The following is an 18,887-nucleotide window of genomic DNA, read 5'->3' as shown; positions in this document are numbered from 1 at the left end:
AATTTTAAAACAGTTATTTCGTATACGCTTATACTGAATAATAGAATATGAACAGACCTTATACTTCCGATCTGATAAAAAGTACATTTGTACTCGTATTTTTCCTGATTAATATCTCCACATATGCCCAAAAATCAAATACCATTAAAGATGTATCCAAAGCAGCGTTAACAGCTATTCTGGATAAAAACAGAAATGACTACGTGAACGGAAAAGTTGCCGATTATATTCCTGAACTGGGTAAAATGGATGCAAAAGCTGTTGCTCTTGCCGTGGTCAATGACAGAGGAACAGTGATCGGAGTGGGTGATATAAATAAAAAATTCACCATGCAAAGTATTTCCAAAACCATTGCGCTGATGCTGGCGGTTATGGAAAATGGAGAAGAATCTGTATTTAAGAAGATGGGATATTTTGGAACCGACAAATCATTCAACCATTTTGCCAATCTGGAAACCATGGGCAAGCCGCTGAATCCTATGATGAATGCCGGTGCGATCCTGACGACATCCCTTATTTCAGGTGATGGAAAAGTACCCTTTGACAAAATATTAAATATGGTGCGCTACATCACAGACAATCCAACACTGGACTACAGCAAAACAGTCTATACATCTGAAAAAGAAACCGGACACCGCAATCGGGGAATGTTCTATATTATGAAAAATGCAGGATTGATTTCGGGTTCGGAAGAACAGCTGGACAACTACTTCCGCCAGTGCTCTATCGAACTTACTGCAGAAGATCTGGCCAAAATAGGTTATTTCTTTGCACATCAGTGCGTGCGCTTTGATGGCGACCAACGCTATAAAAATCCTGAAATATCAAAACTTATCCAATCGCAGATGCTGATTGCCGGTATGTATGAATTTAGCGGTGAATATGCCCGTACGGTTGGATTACCAAGCAAATCAGGAGTTGGTGGAGGCATTATGATCAGCGTTCCCAATCAGGCTGGTATAGCTGTATTCAGCGCTCCTCTGGATAGTCATGGCAATTCTGTAGTAGGTTACCACATGATCCTGGATCTGGTAAAACAATATAATCTCGGAATATTTTAATATAGTTTTTCAAGATTGAATACCTCAAGACTTTACATGTTTTTTGGATATAAAAAGATTGTTGGTTAAGTGATTTTTAAAAACAGAAAAATAAGATAATTCAGTAAATTCAATAGGGCTTACAGGTGCTTTTTCGTACTTTAGCAATAGAAATATCGTATCTCCTATAGGAGAAAATGGACCCCATTTTCCCAAGAACGGAAGATATGATACATGCTAGACCATCAGATACAACCCTATGAAACAATTGTTTGCTACACTACTCTCATTTTTACTCATTAACATCGCTTTTTCTCAGCATTCCAGAACTGAAATTTATGTCATTGGGAATATTCACGACAGCGTCCCTAACTATAATCCAAAGATATTACTTGGAATCCTGAATACTATAAAGCCGGACATTATACTACACGAAGTCGATAGCGAAGGAATGAAAGATTATGAACGAGGCGGTTTTTTTAAAGGAAATGAAATTCAGGCGAGTAATCTTTATTTGAAACAATATCCCCGTACTTTGCGGTTTCCCTTTGATTTTGAAGGCAGAAACAAATACCGCAAAGCAATGGGAATGGTTCCTGCAGATAATTTATCCGTTCAACTTATAGATAGCCTGTATCAGGCAAATGCACTTACAGCGGAAGAAGCTGATATTTATGAAACGTTCAATATCATTACGAATGACCTTATAAAAATTTCAACATTATCGCCTGAAAATTTTAATAACAAAACAACGGATAGCATTTCAGAAAAGAGGCAGAATTATCAATATAAGGAACTGTTAAAAATCACAAATTCAAGGCCTGAATTCTCGAAAAAATATGTTGTAAAACCTGATGGAGACAGTATAAATTACAAAGACGGCTTCAGACTCATGTCCGGTTTCTGGGATTTACGAAATCAGACAATGGCCAAAAACATTTATAACATAGCAAAAAAATATCCCGGCAAAAAAATTGTAGTATTAACAGGCTTTTTGCACCGGTACTATTTATTGAAAGAACTGGGTAAACTAAATGACATCGACTATGTAATTAAGGAGTTTTACGAAAATAACAACTAATACAAAATGCTTCTTATATAAAGCATTTTTATAAAAAATTGCTTCTTTTATTTAACAAAATAACATACATTTGCTTTATACATAAAGCAAAATGGAGACATTATTATTAGAATTTCAGACAAAAATAGCGCGTATATCCCTGGATATACAACGTTATCTGGTCCATCAAATGGATCTGAATAATCGTCTTATTGTAGTAAAAGGAGCCAGAGGTGCCGGAAAAACTACCTTGCTTCTGCAATTGGCCAAGCTATATTTGCCGTTACAATCGACGCTGTATGTAAGTTTAGATCATATTTATTTTTTTGAGAACAAGCTGTATGATCTCGCAAAGCATTTTGCTCAATTCGGAGGAACACATTTACTCCTTGACGAGGTTCACAAATACCCCAACTGGTCAAGAGAGATAAAACTTATTTACGATAACTTTCCTGAGCTTAACGTTATCTTCACTTCATCATCACTACTGGAAATTTATAAATCCGAGTCAGATCTGAGTCGCAGAGCTGTCGGTTATTATCTGAAAGAGCTTTCCTTCAGAGAGTTTATCATATTTGAAACAAAAAAAGTATTTCCCGTTCATTCGCTTTCAAAGATTTTAGAAAACCAAAATGTTATTGCTACGGAAGTATTAAATGAACTAAAACCCTTACCGCTATTTGAAAAATATCTGAAAACGGGAGCTTACCCCTATTACAAAGAGAATGAAGATCTATACATTCAGAAATTACAAAACACAATTAATCTGATTATTGAAATAGATATCAATGCAGTAGAAGATTTACAATATGATACCTTGGTGAAATTGAAGAAATTGCTCATTACCGTTGCTTCGAGTGCACCATTTACGCCCAATATTACCAAACTGAGTGAAAAAGTCGGTGTTTCCCGTAACATGCTGGTACAAAGCATAAAAATTCTGGAACGTGCCGGACTCGTCAATGAATTGTACAAAGACAATTCAGGAATCGGGGTATTGACCAAGCCAGAAAAATTGTATCTGAACAACAGCAATCTGATGTATGCACTGGCAAAAGAAAACACCAATATAGGAAATGTCAGAGAAACGTTTTTCTTAAATCAATTTAAAGGCTTGCATGAGATAAACCTTTCAGAAACAGCAGATTTTGTGATCGATAAAAGGTATAGATTTGAAATCGGAGGCAAAAACAAAACCAAGAAACAAATAGCAAATATAGAAAATGCTTACGTTGCGAAAGACGGTATTGAAATAGGTTTTGGAAATATCATTCCGGTATGGCTTTTTGGTTTTATGTATTAGTCTCGCTTTACAGGCGATGCCAATACATCACGTATCTCACAAGTATTTAACCTATCAACGCGCTTATTCCACAGGTATCTAATAACAACGAGCCCCTGATCCGGCGGGCAGACAGAGGCTCGTTCACATACTTTTTAAAAAACTCTTTTTAGATCGGGGACAACCATCAAACACACATTTTTTTATGTTGCTGGATATGCCTTCCGGTCAAAAAAGAAATGACAGTCTTTATGCTTTCTTAAAATAGTAGAAGGCCATTCTGTATTGATCGGAGAGTTCAGCGTATGCTTCACCGCTTCTCTTTTATGCTCTCCTACTACTACACAAAACAACTGATTTGCATCCATAATGGTCGGGATCGTTAAGGTCAGTGCATACTTAGGCACATCTTCAATAGTTGCGAAACACTCATCTACCACCTGCTGCATACGACAGACTTCATCCAATTCAACCTGTTTAATAATATGACTATCTTCAAAATCAGCTACAGGCGGATCATTAAAAGCAATATGACCATTCTGACCTATACCCAGACACACTACATCTATAGGTGCCACGCTGATCAGTGCTGATATCCGCGCAATCTCCTCAGCTGCCGGCTGATCCGGATTTATAAAATATTTCCTTTTCGGATGAATATGTCTGAACAATCTGTTTTCCAGATAATTTGAAAAAAGCTGGGAAGCATCGGTTTCCAGTTCCAGATACTCGTCCATATTAAACGCTACAATTTTTGACCATTCAATTTTTGTTGATTTAGCAAGGTAATCGAGCATAAAATCCTGTGAAGGGGCAGCAGCAAAGATTACCCGAATCTCATCCTTCTTTGTTTGCAATTCCACAAGTGCGGCTTCTATAGCCTTCCCTGCCCGTTCACCTATCTCCTGTGCAGTATCGGCAACATCAATATTCAATTTCTCTAAAAGCATATAATCACTATTTAATAAAAAATTACGTTCCTCCTAACTATTGTTTTACAAAACGGACACTATCTATCACTATTTCCTGTTCTTTAAGATCAGAAGGCATTTGTCCGCGGAACAACCACAGATTCAGTTTCAACTTCTCATTCTTTTCTTTCGGAATCTGCTTTCCGGTATAGATCCATTCATGAATCGGTTGGGATAAACCCTTGCTATCCGTATAACTGCTGGCAAAAGCAATCTGCTTCTCCTGCCAGTCAAAGTAATGCTGCGTTTGTCCCAGATTGGGAGCAATATCAAAGCGCACTTTATTTCCTGCTATTGTAGATGGTTGGGACACAAACTGAGCATTTACGTTATCCGCTACAGCCCATTTTGAAAACTCGATATCGATCTCCTCCTCATCATTCAGGTAAGTAAAAAGTCCTGCCACAACATTCTTATCCAGCTGATTAATATCCGAGCCGATGTAAAAGATGTATTTACCATATCCCATAGACTTTTTAGCCGTCACACCGGCACAATACCAGTTGCCTCCCTCCTGTCTTATTTTGAGGTGTAAGCGGTTTGTCCCGTCTACCCAGACATTTTTATCTGAGTCTGAAAACCGGTTAGGCCCAGGACCTTCTGTTCTATTATTCGTAGTACGAACAATCCAATCCATACCCGAGAAACTGATCACCCGGTCCGTAGGCACAACAGGTTTGTCCACTTCTACAGATGACCCTCCGCAGTTTACCAGAAATACGACAAATGCGAGAGCGCTGAATTTTAAGCTATACCATTTCATATTACTTCGCTATAATATTGATTTTGATATCTTCCAGTACAGCACCCGCTTTATCACGGGCAGTCAGCAGTAGACTTTTAGTTCCTAAAGTTTCGCCATTATGGATAAATACCACATTCTTAAGATCTAAATCCAGCTGCGAAAAACGACTTCCTTTTTTCAGCACCTCTGCACCTTTTATAAACCATCCGAAAGCAGGCAGGTCATCAATAGTATAGATAATATCAGCGGCCGATGCGCCGTCAACTTTGAGATTATCATTAGAAAGCACATACATTCCACCATTGCTGACTTCAAAATCCTGCTGTTTTTGCAACACCAGTTCAGAATCTCCAGTCGCCAGAGTAGCAATCAACATCGGCTTCGCCAATGTAGGATGTTCCTTAGATGCGATTTCATCGGTTTCGTCAGATCCCGGCTGACCATCCAGCATGAAAGACTTCAATCCTGTGGGTTTACGCTCTTTGTAGTAATCCGTAAGGTCAAATTTGAACGTACTGACTTTACTCGTCTTGATCGATGCAATACGCGGAGATGTAGGGAACACGGCATTGGTGAAATTCAGCGAAGCCTCTACCCACGAAGTACTAGGCGTTTCAAACAGATTGAGATCAACTCCTTTCGCTGCTGTAAAAGATACAGCCAGTTGCAATTTAAGATCTGTCACTACACCTTGTTTCTTGAAATCTGCGAAGTCAAACATCAAAAAAGCCTTACGGTCGTAGTCACCGTTATTGCTTACATTCTTGATTTTCAATAATGTATTTGTACCAAAGTTTTTGGTTGATTCAATCCCGCCATTAACATAGCTATCCTGTTTCGGAAAAATAGTGTCCTGCAACAGATTCGGATTGACAGCATTGGCATCACCCGTAGGTGCAGAATAGAAAACAACAAAATTTACAACATGAATAACACCGTTATCAGGCACCAGATTGGACGTCCGGATCTGCCATTGTCTGTTTGTACCTTCGTTGATCAGCCCGACATAGGTACTGGTATGCGACAAGTACATAATCTGGCCGTTTTCTGTAGTATAAGCAATAGGTCTGTTGCTGGGTGCTAAAGCCGGATCATTAAAATTAACTACACTCTTGACAATATGATACCGTAGTATATTTTTTAATATCGGAAGCGGAATAGCGGCGATGCTAACATATCCATTCTCTTTCAGATAAGCCGTAAATGCCTGATTATTGGGAACAATAAATGTTGCAGGAGTGGTACCTTCATAGAACGATGCAAACTGAGTCCGTTCTACAGCCTCTGCAAACATCGAAAGAGATTCATTTCCTTTGATATAGGCCAATGCAGACATATTCAGTTTACTGTTGTCCGGGGCATGTTCATAGTCAAAGCTTTCCTGGATTTCACAACTGAAGAGCAAAACCAATATACTCATCCCCAACAGGGAATGCGTAATTATATGTTTTATCTTTTTCATATGATTACTTATAAAATTCATTTTGGTTAAGGTTAGGGTTTCTAAGAACAGCACTTTCATGAATCGGCCATACAAGATTACGCTCATCAGCAAGGCCGTTGATAGGTTTCATTGTGGAGATTGCTTTACCTGTACGTACCAGGTCAAACCAGCGGTGTCCTTCAAAGCATAATTCGATCGAGCGCTCATGCAGGATAGCATTCACCAGATTTCCATAAAGATTGTTTGCTGATGCCTCATCCATGACCGAAAGTCCGGCACGGCGACGAATACGGTTCAGCAGTTCCAATGCTTCTGTTGGTTGCTGCAACTGTGCATGCGCCTCAGCTTTTAACAATATAATATCTGCTAATCGCGTCAGCACGATATTATTAGAAGAAGGATCTGCACTCTCATCATTAAAGCCCTGACCAAAGAATTTCCATATTTTACGGGGTTGTACCTGAGTTACATCATAGATACGGGCCTTGCGTAAGTCTCCCTGTTCGATAGATGCAATAAAACTGGTACTTGGTACGTAATCACTATCTGAACCGATAGCATACAATATGCGCAGGCCATTCGTTTGTGTCTCATTGTATCCAACTTCAAAAATACTTTCGGTACTGCTGCCTTTTACGAAGATATCATTCCAGTCACTCATAGCTACCAGACTATATTGCGGGTCTCCCAGTATATTCTGTGCTGCAGCAATTGCCTTGTCATATTTCTTTTGCCACATATAGAGCTGCGTCAGGTAAGCATAGGCAGCACCTTTGGTGATCAGTACACGGTTACGTGCTCCGGAATAACTGCTCGCACAGTTTTCAGTAGCAAAGAGCAAATCCTCTTCTACTTTTGCCAGTACCTCTGCTGTGGTATTTTGCTTTACAAACAAATCCTGCTCCACACTTTCATAGGGCTCTGTGATAAGCGGAACCTCTCCCCAGATACGTACCAGATAGAAGTAAGCTATTGCACGCAGTGCATGAGATTGTCCCAGTAATTGTTTTTTAAGTTCACTTTCTCCCTCTCCAAATACTTGGGGGGTGTATTTGATAGCATAATTTGCACGTGATATCAACGTGTAGAAATTATCCCATCGTGCCGAATTGATAATTGGAGTAAGAACATTCTGCTGCAACGCAAACGGGTCTCCCGAATGGCGGGTTGTCACATTATCTGCACGTCCTTCACCCCAATAGGCAAAATTAAGACGAAACAGGGATTGCATACTGTTATATATACCGTTGACACCAGCTTGTGCGTCACTCGGTTTTTTATAATAACCTTGTCCCGAAAAATTACTGATCGGATCCTTATCCAGAAGTGAATCTGAACAAGCCGTAGCAACCAGCAATACGAAACCGGCGAATATATATTTAAAAGATCTTTTCATGGCTAATTAATTAAAGTCCAAAGATTAAACCGAACATATAGGTACGACTCTGCGGATACGAACCTTCATCCAAACCGACACGAAGTCCTGAATAAGAGTTTACATCGGGATCAAAACCGGTGTATTTCGTCCAGGTGATCAGGTTAGTTGCAGTCACAAAGGCATCCAGCTTACGCATTCCGATTCTTTTTATCCAATCCGATTTGAAGGAATATCTCAGATTAACATTTTTCAGTTTGATGTATGAACCATCCTCTACCCAGCGGCTTTGCACTCTGCTGTCAGATTGCTTCGGATCATCGCGAATAAGACGCGGGAAGTCTGTCACATCCCCCTGTTGACGCCATCTGTTCAGGGCATCTGTGGATAAGTTGTTGTACCGTACAATAGAATTACGCTGATGATTCAGCTCACTGTAAATCTCATTACCGACAGAATATTGAAAAAATACATTCAGGTGGAAATTTTTATAACTGAAATCATTGGAAATACCTCCAAAATATTTAGGCTCGGCATAACCGATAATCTCTCTGTCATCCTGATTGATGATATTATCATTATTCAGATCTTTCCAGATCGGATCTCCTCCGACGAATACCGGACCGTTAGCTCCATTGGTGACTCCGTTCACGTTATCTTCGTCACGGGAATAAACACCCTGAAAACGCCATCCATAAAATACCCCTATCGGCAATCCTTCCTGCAGAATGTGGAAATTACCATTCTGTATGTAACCGTTGGTCAGCAGGTTTTTAGGTAAAGATGTTATTTTATTACGGTTAAGACTGACATTAATATTGGTATTCCAGGTGAAAGCGCCTTCCAGATTGCGGGTCTGTAAGCTAAATTCCAGACCGCGGTTTTCGATAGAACCGATATTCTGTGTTATATATTCAAAACCTGTAGTGCTTGGAATAGGCACATTATACAATAAGTCTTTTGTTTTCTTCAGATAAGCATCAGTAGAGAACATGATCCTGTTGTTGATGAATCCCAACTCCAGACCTAAGTTATACTGTTTGGTTGTCTCCCATGTAAGGCTCGCATTAGGCATTACTGTCGGTGAGGCACCCGAGAAGTCCAGGTAATTCGTACCTAAAGTAAATTCTCCGCGTGAAGTGTAATCACCTATAGCCTCGTTTCCGGTACTACCCAGACTGAAGCGTAACTTACCATCACTCAGCCAACCCAGATCTTTCACAACCTGCTCCTCTACAAAACGCCATCCTGCCGATGCGGAAGGGAAGTAACCGAATCGCTTGTCACGTCCAAAACGGGATGAACCGTCCGCACGTAAGTTAAATTCTAACAGATATTTTCCACGGTAATCGTAAGTCGCTCTACCAAAATAAGAAAGCATTGCATGCTCTGAAGCCACGTTAACACCCTGATTCGAAATCACGGAAGCAGCATTCAACGTACGGATATCATCACTTGGGAAATACATTCCGTCTAATCCGGTACGATCATAACGCCATTTTTGAAAACTCATACCCAGTACCGCCCCAAAATTGTGCTTGTTATCAATATTCTTGGTATAGGTAAAGTAACTTTCATTACCCCATGTAAGATTGCCTGAAGAGCGCACACCTCCTGTATTATACCCTTCACGGTAATCCAGGATAGATGGCATAAATTCATCTTCCTTCATAGCTATGTAATCCAGATTTACATTACTTCTGAACTTCAGATCTTTGTAGATATCGATTTCCAGATACTGACTACCGATAATACGGTTGCTCTTGTTGAGGTTGGTCGCATAGAGCGCCATCCCTACCGGATTACGCTGACCGATCATATATCCGTTCAGTGATCCGTCCGGAAGATACATAGACATATTAGGCGGGCGCACCAGCAAGCTCCGGATAATACTCAGGTTGCCCGATCCTGCTGCATTGGTACGGTTGTTTACCGCATTTGTATACGATACACTCTGTCCGATACGGATGCGATCAGAAATATTGAAATCTACATTTAGACGTGAGGTGAATCGTTTGTAGTTGGAATTGAGTATTACACCGTCCTGATCCAGATAAGAGGAACTCCAGGCATATTTGGTTCCCTGGTTACCGCCACGTACAGAGAGATCTATTTTATATTGCTTGGCACTTCGCATCAGCTCATCCTGCCAGTCCACATCCCCGTTGTTCATGGGGTTTAGGGAGTCAATAAGTGTATAATAAGGATCTTCAGGAACGGTCATGGCGTTGTAGGAATCCAGAACAGCTTCGCGGTATTGTCTTGCATTCAATACGCTTAACTTACGTGTCAGCGAACTCACCCCTGTAGTTGCATTCAACAATACTTCCGGCTTACCTTCTGCCCCGCGCTTAGTAGTGATCATGACCACACCGTTGGCAGCTCTTGAACCATAAATCGCTGTCGATGCTGCATCTTTCAGAATTTCCATAGAAGCGATATCACTTGGATTGATATCAGCCAGCGGATTCAAGCCTGAATTTTCAGTACCGTTCAGAGAAGAGATAGAATTTGACTCAATCGGAATACCATCCACAACAAAGAGTGGATTATTTCCGGAGTTCAATGAGGAGTTACCACGTACACGAATGGTCATCTCGCCTCCGGGTGCTCCGGAGTTAGAAGATACCTGTACCCCTGCTGCCCGTCCCTGCAGAATAGATAAAGGATCCTGTAATGTGGTTTTCTCGATTTCGCTTGCACCCACAGACACTACAGAACCGGTCAGGTTCCGTCTTTTCTGCCGGCCGTATCCTACGACAACTGTCTCTTCCATAAGTGTTGAAAGACTGTTCAGAGAGATGTTGTAGACATTGCGGGTATCGACCTTTACAGTCTGACTGGTATACCCCAAAAATGAAAAAACCAGAGATTGCCCCTCACGGACATCTTTTAAGGTGAAATTACCGGAATTATCGGTACTAATACCGGAATTTTGCCCCATGAGCAGAACACTCACGCCCGGAAGGGGCTCTTTAGTAGCAGCATCAATGACTTTTCCTGAAACCTGTTTTTGCTGTGCAAATGTTGAGCCCGGAGCGGACAACATCAAACCCAAAAACCAAATCGTCAGAAAAAAGGCTCGATTGCTCCCTTTTGTTTTTCGATGGTTAGTAATAAATATCATAATTCAGACTTTAGTTTATAGCATCTGTTATTTAGTTTAAGCAAGGTAGACAAAAAACAAATTCAATGCAAATGTTTGCATAAAAAAACTTAAAATAATTAAATAAACACATTTAAAACCAATTAATCATACAATTATTAATGCAAATGTTTGCATAAAATTAAAGATATGATGCAGTTTGAAATACGCAAAATTTGAACTAACTTCGGCAAAGCAAGTATAAAGGAAGTCAATATGAAGAAATCAGATGCGTCGCGCATTACCATAAAAGATATCGCAAAGGAGCTTAATCTCTCCACCGCCACCATTTCCCGAGTCCTATCTAATCATCACGCCATAAGTGAAAGCACTAAAAAACTGGTCAATGACAAGGTGAAAGAAATGGGCTTTGCACTGGATCCGATTGCTTCCAGCTTCAGAAGTAAGAAAACTAAATCTATCGGGGTGATCTGTCCGCGAATCGATATCGACTTCCACTCCAAGGTGATCAGCGGTATCGAGGACTACGCTTACAATCAGGGATACCAGATCACTATTTTCCAGTCGCAGGACTCTTACAAAAAGGAAAAGGAAATAGTAAAGATGCTGGAAACCTCGCTTGCTGCCGGCATTATTATTTGTCCAGCTTTAGAAACGAACCGGTACGATCACCTCAAAAAGATCGACAAATCCAATATACCGCTTGTATTATACGACCGTAATACAGATAGTCTCAAAGCCAGTAAAGTAGTGATCAATGACTTCGAAGCTTCCTATACTGCAACTCAACACCTTATACAACAAGGATGTAAAACAATAGCTCATATTTCGGGTAATCAGAATGTAGACATATTTAAATCCAGAATGGAAGGTTTTAAACAGGCGCTGACAGATCATCAGCTAACTGTACACAAGGAGCTGATCAAGGAAACAAAAAATCTCAGTTATGATGAAGGAAAAGTTCAGGCCGAAGCTTTACTGGAAGAAAAGATAATGCCGGATGGTATTGTCTGTGCCAATGACTATACCGCTGTCGCAACAATGAAAGCATTCCGCAATAAAGGCTACAAAATACCGGAGGAGGTTGCTATTGTCGGATTCAGTAATTACCCGATTTCCGCCATTATGGAGCCCCAGATATCGACCATAGATGACAGTGCATATGATATGGGGCGCGTTGCGGCCAAAATACTGATTCAACAAATAGAGGACAAAGATATGCAGGCACTGGACTATCAGGAAGTCGTGATAAAAACAAAGCTTATTATCCGGGATTCCTCTGACAAGGGGATAAAATAAGCTTTGTTTTAGTATTTTTTGTCTTTAACGCTTCCAGCTTTTCAGACGAAAACCATAAAAACTGTAGAATATTAAATAGGCATAGCAGGGCAACAGCACAACGTAAGCTTCTTTGAGGCCAATTTTATCTGCAAAAAAACCGTAAAACATAGGCATAATAGCATTACCACAAAGGGCCATTACCAGCAGAGACGCTCCTATCTTGAGGAATCTCCCTAACCCGGATAAAGCCAACGGCCAGATTCCCGCCCATATCATAGAATTGGCGAACCCGAGCAATACCAGAAACCACACGGAAATATCTGTCTGATATCCCAAAAAAGAAATCTCCCCGGAGAACAGCATAATCGCCATGGATAACAGCAGACCAAGTGTCGTACATATACGCAAAGCTGTGAGCTGACTCAACACTTTGGGCACCATAATAATACCCAGAATATAACCGACTATAGTAGCTGTAAGCGTGTACGAAGGAAAGGTCTTGGCCTGCGCAAAGGACAATCCTGAATGCTGTCCGTACGCAATAATACTATCTACAGCTATCACCTGAGAACCCACATGGAAGAAAATAGCAATACTACCCAGCAGCAGGTGGGGAAACTGCAATATGCTTGTTTTACCTGAGGTGGTCACCCCTTCCCCTTCCTGCTCTTCTTCATCCGTATGAATTTCGGGCAAAGGTGAGAATTTAACCAACAGACCCAGTGCCACCAGAATACAGGAGACTACAGCATACGGCACGACTACTCTGGCCAGCAAAGTTTCAATAGCTACGGCCTTCTGGTCCGGAGACAATCCGGATAAACTGTCTAACATACTCTGATCTTCAGGACGTAACACAATGGCCGCAAACAGCAAAGGTGCTATAATACCGGCCAGCTTATTGCTAATTCCCATAATACTAAACCGCTGTGCAGCACGCTCTTTATCGCCCAGAATAGTGACATAAGGATTGGCGGCAGTCTGCAAAACGGATAGTCCGATACCCAGTGTAAAAAGTCCTGTCAAAAACAACGGATACAATTGCATTTTACCGGCCGGAACAAAAAAAGCTGCCCCTACTGCCATCACAAAAAAACCAATCATCATCCCCCGCTTAAATCCCACGTAGCGCAACAGATATCCCGAAGGAACAGACATCAGCAGATAAGCGATATAAAAGGCAAACGCGACCAGATACGACTCAAAGTGATTCAGTGTAAAGGCACCTTTAAAATAAGGTATCAGTATAGCATTGATCCACGTTACGAATCCAAAAACAAAGAACAACAATACAATAATACCAATGGAAACAGCCTGATCCCGCTTAGAGAGACTGGCCACAGCTACGGATTCATGTTTATTTTTCATGTTTACCCTCCGTTAAATGAGGAGACACAGGCAATCCGCCGCGTCCCTGTTCATCAAAAGCTCTGAACACCATCCCTTTGGTATAAGCTACCGGCTTGCTGTATACGGGATCCGTATTTTTCGGAACTTCTCCGTTTACCGTGTAGCGGATTACAAATCCCGGAAGTTCCATATTGACATGCACTTTATTTTCAAGCTGTCTCACTCCGGGTGTTGGAATACGGTATTCTACGCCCAGATGCTGCAATCTTTTTAATTCCTGCTGTCCGACTATGTTAAAGAAATGCTTTACTTCCTTTTCATACTGAGCCTTTGAGATTGCAGTTTCACCGTTCTGCTCCCACACTCCGGGTTTCGCCCAGACCCTCTCGCTAAACGCCAGCAATCGCGGAAAAAGCATACGTTCCATTTCCTTTTCGGATTTGATGGTTTCGGACCAAAGCAGCGCCTGCAATCCTACGATATTGCGTTCTCCTTCCGGTGTCAGTTTTTCTGCACCCGCCAACACGCGCTCAGGTAAGGGTCTCCCCAGCCAGTCCTGCTTCTGATTACTCAAATAGTGAAACGGCACAAAGCTGTATGGCTTTTCCAGATCTATAAAACCTCCCCAATAAAAACCTTGCTCATCAAAGTGCTTATGGTAAGCCATATCAAAATAAAAATTGCTTACAAAGGAGAGTTTTACCTTGTATCCTGCATTCGCCAGACGATAGGCCAAGTCTTCATTTCCGCCCAGATTGTTCCAGACATTGAGATGAATGCCCTTATCCTTAAATCCTTTATAAGGAATCCATTTTTTCTTTCCATCCTGGGTAATCTTTTGCATTCCTACTTCTTCCCAGCCTGAAAGAAGCAACCCTTTCTTCTTCAGCATAGTGTACAGTTTGTCAAAATGACGAAGCCACAGATCTTCTGTACTTTTTATTGCAGAATCAGTTTGTTTTAATTTAGCAAAAGCCGGCGATCCTTCCCAGACACCGTTGGGGACTTCATCCCCTCCAAAATGAATAGTTTCCAGTTCCGCATCAGCCTTTTTATACATGGCGATAACATCATCTGTCACCTGCTCCAGGAAAGTGTACACCGACGGCATAGAAACATCCATGACATTATCATTCCATTTCTGCACCGAGCGGAATACGGATGAATCTCCGGAAGCCTGCAACAGGAAGGCTTCCGCCTTGACTTTGTCTCCGCTTTTCAGCAAGTTACGGTAGCGGCTGTTCATCGCCTGAATAGCAGCACGTGCATGTCCCGGAGTTTCGATTTCCGGGATCACTTTAATATGTCTGCGTTTGGCATATTGCAAGATTTCAATAAAATCGGCCTGACTGTAATATCCGCTTCCACGTCCCTTGTCGGCGAATGGACCTGATCCATACGAAGGAGGCAGATTATTGTATTCCTTTCCTTCTTCCCAATGTGCTCTGTGTGCACCGGTTTCAGTCAGTTCGGGAATAGACGGGATTTCCAGTCGCCAGCCTTCATCGTCATTCAGGTGAAAATGAAAGGTATTCAGTTTATAGAGCGCCATTATATCGAGCATCTTAAGAATCTGCTCTTTAGGCTGAAAATTACGGGCAACATCCAGCATCAAACTCCGGCTGCCAAAGCGTGGCTCGTCCGTGACAGTAACCAAAGGCAATACGATTTTGGAATTTACCCCTTTGTTATAATTCGCCGGATCGATTAACAGTTTTAAAGACTGTATACCGTAAAAGATACCTGCATTTGCAGAAGCCTTTACCGTGATTCCTTTCTGGGTAACCTCCAGTTTATAAGCCTCAGCTCCTAATCCTTCTTCTTTCAGCAACCGGATCTCTTTCGCGCCGGAGGATGTATGGACAGCGGTTTGAGCCGTAATACCGAAATAGGTTTTCAGCGTCCCGGACAGCAAACCTGCTTCATCCTGAAATCCTTTGTCATAAGAAATATGAAGTTTCTTTTTAAGCGTATAGGTTCCGGAATGACGCTCCATAGATACAGGCGTTGGCAAGATCTGTCCGCGCTGTAATACTTCATTCTGCTGATAACGCAGATTTTTTTCATACAGCTTATCTGCATTCATTTCCTTGTCACCTGCAACCCTGAAAAACGCTTTTTCATTTGTTGGCGGCATATAATTCATCGGCCCCAGCGGTTCGAGTTTAGCATTGTTCCATCGAAGATAAAATCCCTGCGGAGCATCATTATAGTTTACAACCCATGATTTGGAAACCATCGTATAGGTGACCTTCTCCCCCGGCTGCAATTCTTTTCCTCTGGCATTAGGAAGGAAATAAAAGTAGTCGCCGTTTATATGAACAGCATCTAAGGGTTGTGAAGAATCGACGGGTTCCAGCAAGCGGATAAAATTAAAATACAAACGCCAGCCCTTCCACGGAAAGGGTTTGTCACTTGTATTTTGAATGGTCAACGTTGATAATGCCTGTTCTTTGCCCTCATAATTGTTCATCAGCGGCTGCCAGCTCACGGACAACGGGTAGTTATTTTCCGTTTGTCCTTTGACAGTATGCATCGTCAGCATCAGGAAACAGGCTATAAAGAATAATTTCGTTTTCATAATTCTTGTTTTAATTCTTACCCAATTGGTTTAATCGTGCTTCCAGGAGTCTGATTTTACTGTTACGCAGTTCATTTTCCTGTTGTATCTCCGTCGTGTACATAAAATCAGCGTTGAGGTTTTTAAATGATTTATCAAGTTTTTCATCCCGAAGCAATTTTAATTCAGCTTTCAGATGCGCTATAGTGTTGAGGTCAAAATTTGGATTATTTAACGCCATTTCTATATCCATGTACCGCAGATAACGTTGTCTGATCTGCGCCATCAGGATATAATGTGCAAATTCATTCTTGTTCTTTTTGGGCGAAAGCGATTGCAACTCTTTTAAGACCCAATCCGCACTGTCTTTCATTTGCGAGATCGAAACTGCCTGCGAACTGATAACGCCCTGATTTATTTCATAAGGATTTGCACGAAGCGCATTCCAGAATCTATCCGTTTCTTTCTCCCCGAATCCATACTGATTTGTTCCGTATTGCTGTATAAACCCTTTGATATCAATCGGCTGCTGTGTGCGTAAAGCTGAGAAATAAGCCTCAATCAGCATATTAAATCCGGATAAAGGATACACCCGGCGTATAGGATACAAGTCAACCAGATCTTTGGGGCTCTCCCATGTACTGCCGTATAGCCCCGAGGTAGACCAGGAGGTCATGATCATGCCTTTGTAGCCAAACTGTCTTGCCAACGGAATGAAATCGTGTATATTTTTAAAATGTTTTTCCCACTGTGTCAGAAAATAGTTATCCGGATGGCTGCGCAATGAAGGTGCTCCCCAGATTTCATAACCTGAGTGCAACAGGTTACTGTGCTTACCAAACATATCCACATCCCATCCGTAGTTCCAATCTATGAAAACAGTCTCCTTCGGAATGCCTTGCAAGGCATCCGGATATTTCATTGCTATATCCGCCCATACTACGGGTTTTTTACCCAGATCTACTACCAACTGACAAAGGAGCTTAATATAATCGCCGTACAGTCTTCCTTTTCCAACTGCAGCGACCTTAGCCTGCGATTCTTTAGAATGCCCCAGCAGATACGTTTCATCTCCTCCGATATGGATGTATTCTGATTTATGTGTGCTGATCAAGTCTTTGTACAGATCAGTAAAAAGTGCTTTTGCTTCCTTCTCTTTCAGCGGATTGATCTGCGAATAGTCTTTCTGATCTTCACGCAGATCTTTGTAGCGGTAATGGCGCAGGATATACTCCACGTGTCCGAAACTTTGCTGTAAAGGAATCACATCAATTCCCATATTCTCGCAATAGTCTACAAATTCAAGTACTTCTTCCCGGGTATAGGCAAACTGATTGGGAATCAACGGGTGATTTTCAAAGGGATAGGTAGCTTCCCATTCCATGATCAGGGTATTGACACCTCCGTCGTGTAACTGTCTGGCAAATTTTTTCAATGCCGGCATTTTCATAACCTGTACCCGAAGATCCAGGTGAAAACCCCGAACAGCAAAATCAGGATCAATCTTATCTGCAAAAGAGAGTAACTGACTTATGATTAAGAGGGTGAAAATTAATAAGTACTTTTTCATAGTAATATGTTTATTCGTTTATAGCATTGGTGCCGGCTGATTTTAGTTTTCGTAGTAGCGGTAATTTTCTTTACTGATGACGTCAATAGGCATATAGTTTATTTTCTGCGGTTCCTGCTGGGCTTCCAGCAATTGAAACAGAGACATCACTGATTTATAACCTTGTGCTATAGGTTTGTGACACAGCAAAAAGTCTATAATACCTTTTTCCAGATAAGCAATATTGTCCGGCAGATAATCAAAGCCGATCAGACATATTCCTGCTATCTGCTGCTCTTCAATAAAACGGGCTACAGATGCAACTCTCGAATTGGTTACAAAGAGTACCTTTATGGTTGTATCTTTTAATTGTTCTGTCAGTGCCTGTTCTATTGCGCTGAAGGCAGTATCCCGGATAATCAGCTTATGCAATTTCTGCTTCATGCCGTTATCCTGCATATACTGCAACAACCCCTCTTCCTTACGTAAAAGGTGATGCTGCATTTCCATTTCCCTGGAAATATGGACCAGCAGTATTTCATCCGCAGGATTGCTGATATAATTTATCAGCTGGGCGGACATACATCCACTCTGAAAAAGGTCCGGACCAAAGTAAGCTGTACTATCCGAACCCGGAATATCGGAGTTGATGAATACGTACGGGATCTTGTTTTCGTCACAATGTTGCAGCAGGGGTTGCGCCTCCTGATGAAACATAGGTGCCAACACCAGAGCATCAAAGTCTTCCTCCAACAACTGCGTCGCCAACGGAATAAAACTGTGCCTGTCATTCTGATCAAACAGCAATACATCCAGTGTAAAACTGTACCGCAGAATCTCGCTGCCTGCCGTTCGGACTCCCTCAAGCGGAGCTTTCCAATACGCTGATTCGGGAGAGGCAGAGGGTATCAGTACAACGATGCGACGGGCTTTTCTACTCGCAAGGGCACGTGCGATCATATTAGGCTGATAGTCATGCTCCTGCAATACTGCAAGCACCCGTTCTTTAGTTTTGGCAGCAACTCCCGGACGATCATGCAATACCCGGTCAATGGTACCGATAGAAACATTAGCCAGCTTCGCCAATTCCTTAATACCGACCAGACTATTATCTTTTTTCATTT

General features: G+C 41.6%; 13 protein-coding genes. 4 read left to right on the top strand and 9 right to left on the bottom strand.

Annotated elements, in window-relative coordinates:
- Nucleotides 1-47: 47 nt before the first annotated feature.
- From glsA to I6J03_RS18015, 3 genes are all read left to right on the top strand, one after another.
- Nucleotides 48-1,061, top strand: coding sequence for a glutaminase A (gene glsA / locus I6J03_RS18025; protein ID WP_003003253.1), 1,014 nt, complete (start codon nt 48-50; stop codon nt 1,059-1,061).
- A 238-nt stretch (nt 1,062-1,299) separates the two neighbouring features.
- Nucleotides 1,300-2,121, top strand: a complete 822-nt coding sequence (locus I6J03_RS18020; RefSeq protein WP_003003257.1) for a hypothetical protein — start codon at nt 1,300-1,302, stop codon at nt 2,119-2,121.
- Nucleotides 2,122-2,212: 91 nt separating this feature from the next.
- Nucleotides 2,213-3,403, top strand: a complete 1,191-nt coding sequence (locus tag I6J03_RS18015; protein WP_003003259.1) for an ATP-binding protein — start codon at nt 2,213-2,215, stop codon at nt 3,401-3,403.
- A gap of 182 nt (nt 3,404-3,585) precedes the next feature.
- Here I6J03_RS18015 and I6J03_RS18010 read toward each other — a convergent pair whose 3' ends face one another.
- Genes I6J03_RS18010 through I6J03_RS17990 form a run of 5 tightly spaced genes read right to left on the bottom strand, consistent with a single transcriptional unit; the run spans nt 3,586 to nt 11,044 of the window.
- Nucleotides 3,586-4,332, bottom strand: coding sequence for a 6-phosphogluconolactonase (locus I6J03_RS18010; RefSeq protein ID WP_003003261.1), 747 nt, complete (start codon nt 4,330-4,332; stop codon nt 3,586-3,588).
- A 37-nt stretch (nt 4,333-4,369) separates the two neighbouring features.
- Nucleotides 4,370-5,116 (bottom strand): glycoside hydrolase family 16 protein, encoded by a 747-nt coding sequence (locus I6J03_RS18005; RefSeq protein WP_003003263.1) that lies wholly within the window; start codon nt 5,114-5,116, stop codon nt 4,370-4,372.
- Nucleotide 5,117: 1 nt separating this feature from the next.
- Complete coding sequence (locus I6J03_RS18000) at nt 5,118-6,560, bottom strand: CBM96 family carbohydrate-binding protein (protein ID WP_232279608.1); 1,443 nt, start codon at nt 6,558-6,560, stop codon at nt 5,118-5,120.
- Between the two features lie 4 nt (nt 6,561-6,564).
- Nucleotides 6,565-7,938 (bottom strand): RagB/SusD family nutrient uptake outer membrane protein, encoded by a 1,374-nt coding sequence (locus tag I6J03_RS17995; RefSeq protein ID WP_201693880.1) that lies wholly within the window; start codon nt 7,936-7,938, stop codon nt 6,565-6,567.
- A 10-nt stretch (nt 7,939-7,948) separates the two neighbouring features.
- Nucleotides 7,949-11,044: a SusC/RagA family TonB-linked outer membrane protein gene (locus I6J03_RS17990; RefSeq protein WP_003003269.1), complete on the bottom strand. Its 3,096-nt coding sequence runs from the start codon at nt 11,042-11,044 to the stop codon at nt 7,949-7,951.
- 234 nt (nt 11,045-11,278) lie between these two features.
- Between I6J03_RS17990 and I6J03_RS17985 the strand changes: the two genes are divergently transcribed.
- On the top strand, nt 11,279-12,322 hold the full coding sequence (locus I6J03_RS17985) for a LacI family DNA-binding transcriptional regulator (protein ID WP_003003271.1): 1,044 nt from the start codon (nt 11,279-11,281) through the stop codon (nt 12,320-12,322).
- Nucleotides 12,323-12,346: 24 nt separating this feature from the next.
- Here I6J03_RS17985 and I6J03_RS17980 read toward each other — a convergent pair whose 3' ends face one another.
- Genes I6J03_RS17980 through I6J03_RS17965 form a run of 4 tightly spaced genes read right to left on the bottom strand, consistent with a single transcriptional unit; the run spans nt 12,347 to nt 18,885 of the window.
- On the bottom strand, nt 12,347-13,672 hold the full coding sequence (locus tag I6J03_RS17980) for a sugar MFS transporter (RefSeq protein WP_003003275.1): 1,326 nt from the start codon (nt 13,670-13,672) through the stop codon (nt 12,347-12,349).
- Nucleotides 13,662-16,235 carry a family 20 glycosylhydrolase gene (locus I6J03_RS17975; RefSeq protein WP_003003279.1) on the bottom strand — a complete coding sequence of 858 codons (2,574 nt, stop codon included), beginning with the start codon at nt 16,233-16,235 and terminating at the stop codon, nt 13,662-13,664. Before I6J03_RS17975 ends, I6J03_RS17980 begins: the two co-directional genes overlap by 11 nt.
- A gap of 10 nt (nt 16,236-16,245) precedes the next feature.
- Nucleotides 16,246-17,784 carry a beta-N-acetylhexosaminidase gene (locus I6J03_RS17970; protein WP_003003282.1) on the bottom strand — a complete coding sequence of 513 codons (1,539 nt, stop codon included), beginning with the start codon at nt 17,782-17,784 and terminating at the stop codon, nt 16,246-16,248.
- Between the two features lie 42 nt (nt 17,785-17,826).
- Nucleotides 17,827-18,885, bottom strand: a complete 1,059-nt coding sequence (locus I6J03_RS17965; RefSeq protein WP_039989712.1) for a substrate-binding domain-containing protein — start codon at nt 18,883-18,885, stop codon at nt 17,827-17,829.
- Nucleotides 18,886-18,887: the final 2 nt, after the last annotated feature.

The organism is Sphingobacterium spiritivorum (assembly GCF_016724845.1).
GTDB lineage: Bacteria > Bacteroidota > Bacteroidia > Sphingobacteriales > Sphingobacteriaceae > Sphingobacterium > Sphingobacterium spiritivorum_A.
Note: the sequence above shows the minus strand (reverse complement) of the source record. Positions and strands in the feature narration are given on the sequence as shown.

Bases quoted from the DNA above. Each gene is read 5' to 3' on its own strand.
- I6J03_RS18015 (WP_003003259.1), top strand. From the start codon at position 2,213: ATGGAGACATTATTATTAGAATTTCAGACAAAAATAGCGCGTATATCC.
- I6J03_RS18000 (WP_232279608.1), bottom strand. From the start codon at position 6,560: ATGAAAAAGATAAAACATATAATTACGCATTCCCTGTTGGGGATGAGT.
- I6J03_RS17970 (WP_003003282.1), bottom strand. From the start codon at position 17,784: ATGAAAAAGTACTTATTAATTTTCACCCTCTTAATCATAAGTCAGTTA.
- glsA (WP_003003253.1), top strand. From the start codon at position 48: ATGAACAGACCTTATACTTCCGATCTGATAAAAAGTACATTTGTACTC.
- I6J03_RS18010 (WP_003003261.1), bottom strand. From the start codon at position 4,332: ATGCTTTTAGAGAAATTGAATATTGATGTTGCCGATACTGCACAGGAG.
- I6J03_RS17985 (WP_003003271.1), top strand. From the start codon at position 11,279: ATGAAGAAATCAGATGCGTCGCGCATTACCATAAAAGATATCGCAAAG.
- I6J03_RS17995 (WP_201693880.1), bottom strand. From the start codon at position 7,938: ATGAAAAGATCTTTTAAATATATATTCGCCGGTTTCGTATTGCTGGTT.
- I6J03_RS17965 (WP_039989712.1), bottom strand. From the start codon at position 18,885: ATGAAAAAAGATAATAGTCTGGTCGGTATTAAGGAATTGGCGAAGCTG.
- I6J03_RS17980 (WP_003003275.1), bottom strand. From the start codon at position 13,672: ATGAAAAATAAACATGAATCCGTAGCTGTGGCCAGTCTCTCTAAGCGG.
- I6J03_RS17975 (WP_003003279.1), bottom strand. From the start codon at position 16,235: ATGAAAACGAAATTATTCTTTATAGCCTGTTTCCTGATGCTGACGATG.
- I6J03_RS18005 (WP_003003263.1), bottom strand. From the start codon at position 5,116: ATGAAATGGTATAGCTTAAAATTCAGCGCTCTCGCATTTGTCGTATTT.
- I6J03_RS17990 (WP_003003269.1), bottom strand. From the start codon at position 11,044: ATGATATTTATTACTAACCATCGAAAAACAAAAGGGAGCAATCGAGCC.
- I6J03_RS18020 (WP_003003257.1), top strand. From the start codon at position 1,300: ATGAAACAATTGTTTGCTACACTACTCTCATTTTTACTCATTAACATC.